The sequence below is a fragment of the Desulfosarcina cetonica JCM 12296 genome, assembly GCF_001311845.1.
Lineage (GTDB): Bacteria > Desulfobacterota > Desulfobacteria > Desulfobacterales > Desulfosarcinaceae > Desulfosarcina > Desulfosarcina cetonica.
Map to the genome: position 1 here is coordinate 46,527 of NZ_BBCC01000024.1, position 6,175 is coordinate 52,701.

Below are 6,175 nucleotides of genomic sequence, written 5' to 3' on the forward strand. Positions count from 1 at the left end.
TCCTTAGGTGTTGAGGGCCTGGCCGATGCGGGACATCGCGGTGGACACGTTTTCATGGCTGTTGAAGGCACTGATACGGATGAAGCCCTCACCACAGGTGCCGAAGCCCGCACCTGGTGTGCACACAACGCCGGCCTTGGCCAACAGCATGTCAAAGAACGACCATGAATCCGATCCGGTGGCGATCCAGATGTAAGGCGAGTTCTCACCCCCGATGCAAGCATAGCCCAGGGCCTGCATCTCTTTGCGGACCAGTGCGGCGTTCTCCATGTAGCCGTCGATCAACCCGGTCATTTGGGCTTTGCCGGCATCGCTGTAGATGGCGGCCGCGGCGCATTGAACCGGGTAGGCGACACCATTGAATTTTGTGCTCTGACGCCGGTTCCACAGGCTGTGAACCGAATGCGCCTCACCCGCGGCGGTATAGGCCATCAGCGATTTGGGGACCACCGTATAGGCGCAACGGGTGCCGGTGAAACCGGCCGTCTTGGAGAAACTGCGGAATTCAATGGCCACTTCACGGGCGCCCTCGATTTCGTAGATGGAGTGGGGCAGGCGATCGTCGCGGATAAACGCTTCATAGGCGGCATCAAAGAGGATGATGGCCTTGTTGGCCGCTGCATAATCCACCCATGCCTTGAGCTGCTCCTTGGTAATCGTGGCCCCGGTGGGGTTGTTGGGAAAACAGAGGTAGATCAGATCCACCGGTTCTTCCGGCAAGGCCGGGATGAACCCATTTTCCATGCTGCCGTCCAGATAGACGACGCCCTCGTAGCGGCCGTTCCGATAGGTGCCCGTGCGTCCCGCCATGACGTTGGTATCCAGGTAGACGGGGTAGACCGGGTCTGGAATGGCGATACGGGTGTCGGTGGCGAAGATTTCTTGAATGTTGCCGGTATCGCATTTGGCACCATCACTCACAAAAATTTCATCGGCATGGATGTCGGCGCCGCGTGCCTGGAAATCGTTTGCCGCAATGGCCTCGCGCAGAAAGGCATACCCCTGCTCGGGGCCGTAGCCGCGAAAGGTGCTGTCCTGTGCCATTTCGTCGACGGCCTGGTGAAAGGCGGCAATGCAGGCCGCCGGCAGGGCGTGGGTCACGTCACCAATACCCAGACGGATGACCGGCACCTCGGGATGCTGTTGCTGATGGGCCGCCACACGCTTGGCGATCTCTGAAAAAAGATAAGATGCATTGAGTTTCAGGTAATGCGCATTGATATGAATCATGGAATGCCTCGTTTCAATTTTCGTGCATTGGGGGTAAGCTGCTTTTTACGAATCCATCGGAAATGCGACTTTTTACGCGTCCATCAAGTCATGGTCGTCGATGGGGATTCGGGCCGTCTCCTTAATTGTATTCATGACAATCGTGGTGTGGGTGGCGACCACGCCGTTCAGGGGGGCGATCTTGTCCCGGACCAGGCGTCCCAAGGCCCGGGTGTCGGTTTCGCGTACCTTGAGCAAATAACCGTCCTGGCCGGCCACATAGTGGATTTCCTGAACCTGGGGCAGGGCGGTCAACGTCTGAACCAAGCCCTGGGGGTCGATGGCGCCGCCGGTTCGGACCTGGATAAAGGCCACCTGGCTTTTACCGAAACGTTCCGGATTCAAGCGGACCTCGTAACCGTCGATGTAGCCCATTTTTTCAAGTTTTCGGATCCGTTCCAATACGGCCGAGGGGGCCATGCCCACCTGCCGGGCCACCTCCACATTGGGAATGCGGGCTTTTTCCTGTAAAATTTTAAGAATATTTAGGCTGATGTCGTCTATCATTCTGATAATTCCTTTTGATCGAACAAATATTCTTTAAATTATAGATTGTCAAGAATATTATTCGAATATTCTTCCTTGCGGAAGAATGTCACCGCAGTCTCCCCATGGAGAAAGGGATTGCAGTTCCCGAACAATTTTCCTATGGGGGCAAGAGGGCAAGCGCGGAATCTTCCGCGGGCGCGGGTTTTTTCCATATGACGGTCGTCTCCGATGCAAACCACCTGTAGGCTTGCGGGGCGGACAGGAGCAAAAGGATGTTGAAAATTGCCGTTATCGGTGCCGGCGGATGCGTGGGTGCCATATTGCGATATCTGGTTGCCGGCGCGGTTCACCGGCTGGCGCAAACACCGTCCTTTCCGGTCGGCACCATGACCGTGAACGTGGTTGGATGCTTTTTGATCGGTATCGGTGGTGGACTGATGGAGAGCCGTCAATTCTTCTCCCCGGAATGGCGCGCCTTTCTTTTTGTTGGGATCATGGGCAGCTTTACCACCTTTTCCACTTTTGGCCTGGAGACGTTCAACCTGGCCAAAGAAGGCCAGTGGCTATCTTCCTGTGGAAATATCGGCATCAGCCTCTTGCTGGGGCTTGCCGCGGTTTTTGCCGGGCACCTGCTATCCCGATTGATCTGAGCGGCTGTTTGAAAAGCCCGTCTAAGGCCCGCTACCGGCGTTGGGAAATCAAAAGGAGAAAAAGAATGAACGCAATCCAGGAAGAGGGGCAACTCCTGCGCATCATCATCGGTGAATCCAACAAGCACGAGCGCATGCCGCTTTACGAATGGATCGTGCGCCAGGCCCGCTCCCGGGGATTGGCCGGGGCCACGGTTTTGCGGGGCATCCAGGGATTTGGGGCCAACAGCCTGATTCATACCACCAAGATTCTGCGGCTTTCCGAAGACCTGCCGGTGGTCGTGGAGATCATCGATTCAGCAGAGAAAATCGAAGCCTTCCTTCAGGCGATCGATTACGCGATCACCGAGGGAATCGTAACCGTGGAGAAGGCGTGGGTGCGCATGTATCGCGCCAGCGGTAAAAAAACCACTGCCGGTGGTGATGCTTCATAAAAGAAACCGGCAATGCCGGTGAGCAGCACTTGCCCGATCCGCCAGAGCAGACCCGGTCGCCGGACGAAGGGGTTAACGGGGGTGCTGTCCGGTGGGTGGCCCATCTACTAAAACCGCAGGGAAAGGCAGGTCAGCCCACCGTCCATTTTTCTGAATTCACACGTATCCAGCATGATGATCGGTTTTCCCAGGGCCTGTAGCTTTTTACGGGTATCGGGAAAACCGATGGGCATGATCAAATGGCCGTTGATCAGAAGGGTGTTACCGGCATAGGCTTCTTCGGGAACGACGAGAATTTTATGATAGCCGGCCAAGGCCGGATGGTCGGCAAAGGTCTCGGTCGTGAGCAGTGTATCGTCAGCGACGGCGTTGACGCTGGATTTGAAGTGCAGGCCGGCTGCCACCGGAAGGGTTGCCCACGTGTAGCCGAAGTCGGCAAGCACATTTCCCAGTTGAAGCGCCCCTCAGCATTGGTGCGGTCGGAAAGGCCGATCAGCACATGTTTTCCCATCATCAGCACATCCCCGCCATCGACGGTTCCGGGTGACTTGATCCGAACGGTTTCGCGGAACGACGCCAATGCCGTTTCGATGGTCTCCACCTCAGCCTTGCGCGCCGCGGCACCCGGATTTGTCACTACCGCCACCTCGGGCGTCACCACGGCCGTGTCTTCCACAAAATGGGCATCCGGATGGCCTTCAAGCGCATCAAGAACGGTTACGGTCAGCCCGCAGCCGGTCAATGCGTCGACGTAGGCATCGAATTGCGCAAGGGCCGCCGGGTAGTCGGGTACCCCCAGGTTCGCCGTGGTAAGGCCCGCCGCCAGGTCACGGCCGGGGCGCCGGGTCAATGCATGGGTAAAAAACATACGATTCATCCTAATGGATTTTGCAGGGTTGCCGATATAACGGCTGGTTCAGAAGAAAACTGTCACGGATGCGTTGGCCGTTTTTAACAGAACGAGCGATCTTACGAAAATGGCATGGCCGTTGTCGAATCTAAAATGACCCCAACAGCCCGTCTTCATAGCAACAATGATCACTAAAAGAAATAGCTTTCATCCAGCGTGTCAGACATTCCGCTTGGATGAAATTCTCTCGTCCGGGCATCATCATCTGCTTGTCGAAAAAATGAAGCGCCTGGATCGGGGGGAACGCGACGCCATGGGCATGTAAGTTATTTACCGATAGGAAAATAGGCTACTATCCTGTTAATTTTTCGAGGAGACAGATTCCATGTTTCAAAAGTTTCGAAACCTTAAGCTGAGAACCAAACTGTTGGTATCCATTTGTTCGGTTGCCTGGCTGGCATTTGCCATTACGATTGCTTACATCGGTTATCACACGAACACCATTGCCAAGGAAGATGCCTTCGATAAGGCGCGCGAATCGGCGCACCGCTTCGCCAACATGGTGCAGGCCGATCTTGGGGGCGCCATGGACACCGCCAAAACCATCGCCCGTTCCTTCGAGGGGATGAAACAACAGGGTACGCCGCCTCGGGACATGATGGATGGTATTCTGAGGCAAGTTCTTTTGGACAACCCCGGATTCCTTGCCGTGTGGACCCGCTGGGAACCCGATGCCCTGGATGGTAAAGACGCCGACTTTGCCAACGCCTTTGGCCATGACGAAAGTGGTCAATACATGCCCTACTGGAACCGTCTGGGCGGTGAGGTCGATGTCGAACCGCTGAGTGAAAAGATGGCCACCGGGGATCAGGAGCAATACCTTGAAACCTTGAAATCAGGGCAGGAGACCGTTTCAGAGCCGATTTTCTTCAAGAAGGGCAATACACGCGAGTTAAAAGCCGTTTTGTCGGTTCCGGTCCGTTTCATGGGCAAGGTGGTCGCGGTGGTGGGGATCGACATTCCTGTTTCCACCCTGGCACCCATTGTTCGACGCGTGAAACTTTTTGAAACCGGATATGGTTTTCTGGTTTCCAACAGCGGCATCCTGGTCGCACACGGCACCAACGACAGCATTCTCGGTAAATCCACACAGGAATACGGTTTCAGCCAGAGCACGCTCAACAACATCAGACAAGGGCGTGAGGACAACACCTTCATGATATCCAAGGTCACAGGGCTCAGAACCGACTACATTTTTATCCCCATTCAAATCGGTAATGCGAAAAATCCCTGGAGTTTTGGCGTCAACGTTCCCCTGGAAAACGTGCTCAAACGGCCGCGCCAATTGCTTTATGCCACCCTGATCGTCGGCAACATTGCGCTCTTGGGCTTGCTGGCGATTGTTTACCTGATTTCCGGTGGAATTTCCCGCCCGGTTGTCGAAATCGCCGGTGTTGTTAATAAAGTCGCCACCGATCGCGACCTGACGCTTCAGGTACCGGTCCAAAGCCGTGATGAGGTCGCTTGATGGCCAACGAATTCAACAAATTGATTGTTTCGCTACGCGACTCTCTGAAAGTCGCCGATCACTCGGCCGTGGGGGTTAAGAACTACTCCGCGGAGGTGTCCAAGCGGGCAACGGCCAACAAGGATCGTGCCGCAGAGGAAGAACGCCAAATGGCCGCCATTCAGGATACCATCACCCAAATGGGTGGAACCGCCGGTGAAGTGGCCCAGTTCTCCCAATCCCAGCGAGACGCCGCCAACCTATCCTACCGCCGCATTGAAAACCTGATCGAGAATATGCGGCAGATGGGCCAGGCTTCTTCCGAGCAGATCGAAGAGGCCGATGTCGCCAACGAACGTGTGACCGCCATGGGTGAAACCGGTGCCATGGTTGTGGCCACGGCGGGGCGCCAGGGTGAGCAGGTGGGCAAGGTTACCGACGCCGTCGGGCAGATTGACACCATCGTGTCGGAAATGACCCTTGCCGCAAACCGGGCCACCCAGCATGGCCAGGATGTATTAACCGCCGCCCATGAAGGTGCCCAATCGGTAAAAGAGACCGTTTTGGGTATGCAGGCCATTGCGGAGTCTTCGGAGAAAATCGCCGACATCATCTCCGTTATCACCGACATCGCCGAACAGACCAACCTTCTGGCGCTCAACGCCGCCATCGAAGCTGCCCGTGCCGGTGTTCATGGCAAGGGGTTTGCCGTGGTTGCCGATGAAGTCGGTAAGCTGGCCCAGCGCTCATCCGAAGCGGCCAAGGAGATCGGCCAGCTGATCAAGGAATCGACCCTTCGCGTTCAGGACGGAACCCGGCTGACCGAACGGTCCGAGCAGGCACTCGAGAAGATCGCCAAAGGCGGCGAAATCAACCACGAGGCCATTGATCATATTTCCGAAATGACCCGAACATTGAACCAGCAAACCCGGGAAGTGACGGGCCTCATGGAAGGGCTGAACGCGCTGGCCGGGGA

The 6,175-nt window shown here is 56.0% G+C and carries 8 protein-coding genes; 4 read left to right on the plus strand and 4 right to left on the minus strand.

Features of this window, described 5'->3' with window-relative positions; translation table 11 throughout:
- Window positions 1-3: 3 nt before the first annotated feature.
- Window positions 4-1,230, minus strand: a complete 1,227-nt coding sequence (locus JCM12296_RS07975) for an LL-diaminopimelate aminotransferase (RefSeq protein ID WP_054691419.1) — start codon at window positions 1,228-1,230, stop codon at window positions 4-6.
- A 72-nt stretch (window positions 1,231-1,302) separates the two neighbouring features.
- Complete coding sequence (locus JCM12296_RS07980) at window positions 1,303-1,776, minus strand: Lrp/AsnC family transcriptional regulator (RefSeq protein WP_054691420.1); 474 nt, start codon at window positions 1,774-1,776, stop codon at window positions 1,303-1,305.
- 254 nt (window positions 1,777-2,030) lie between these two features.
- Here JCM12296_RS07980 and crcB point away from each other — a divergent pair, with 254 nt between their 5' ends.
- Window positions 2,031-2,408, plus strand: a complete 378-nt coding sequence (gene crcB, locus JCM12296_RS07985; protein ID WP_054691421.1) for a fluoride efflux transporter CrcB — start codon at window positions 2,031-2,033, stop codon at window positions 2,406-2,408.
- A 65-nt stretch (window positions 2,409-2,473) separates the two neighbouring features.
- Entirely contained in the window at window positions 2,474-2,842 is a 369-nt protein-coding gene (locus tag JCM12296_RS07990) for a DUF190 domain-containing protein (RefSeq protein ID WP_054691422.1), read from the plus strand.
- Between the two features lie 107 nt (window positions 2,843-2,949).
- Here JCM12296_RS07990 and JCM12296_RS47215 read toward each other — a convergent pair whose 3' ends face one another.
- Both JCM12296_RS47215 and JCM12296_RS07995 read right to left on the minus strand, forming a co-directional pair.
- Window positions 2,950-3,075 carry a hypothetical protein gene (locus JCM12296_RS47215; protein WP_281491957.1) on the minus strand — a complete coding sequence of 42 codons (126 nt, stop codon included), beginning with the start codon at window positions 3,073-3,075 and terminating at the stop codon, window positions 2,950-2,952.
- Window positions 3,076-3,092: 17 nt separating this feature from the next.
- On the minus strand, window positions 3,093-3,710 hold the full coding sequence (locus tag JCM12296_RS07995) for a hypothetical protein (protein ID WP_218188010.1): 618 nt from the start codon (window positions 3,708-3,710) through the stop codon (window positions 3,093-3,095).
- A 367-nt stretch (window positions 3,711-4,077) separates the two neighbouring features.
- Here JCM12296_RS07995 and JCM12296_RS08000 point away from each other — a divergent pair, with 367 nt between their 5' ends.
- Window positions 4,078-5,220, plus strand: coding sequence for a PDC sensor domain-containing protein (locus JCM12296_RS08000; RefSeq protein WP_054691423.1), 1,143 nt, complete (start codon window positions 4,078-4,080; stop codon window positions 5,218-5,220).
- On the plus strand, window positions 5,220-6,175 hold a 956-nt coding region (locus JCM12296_RS47220; protein WP_281491958.1), incomplete at its 3' end, for a methyl-accepting chemotaxis protein. The genes JCM12296_RS08000 and JCM12296_RS47220, both read left to right, overlap by 1 nt.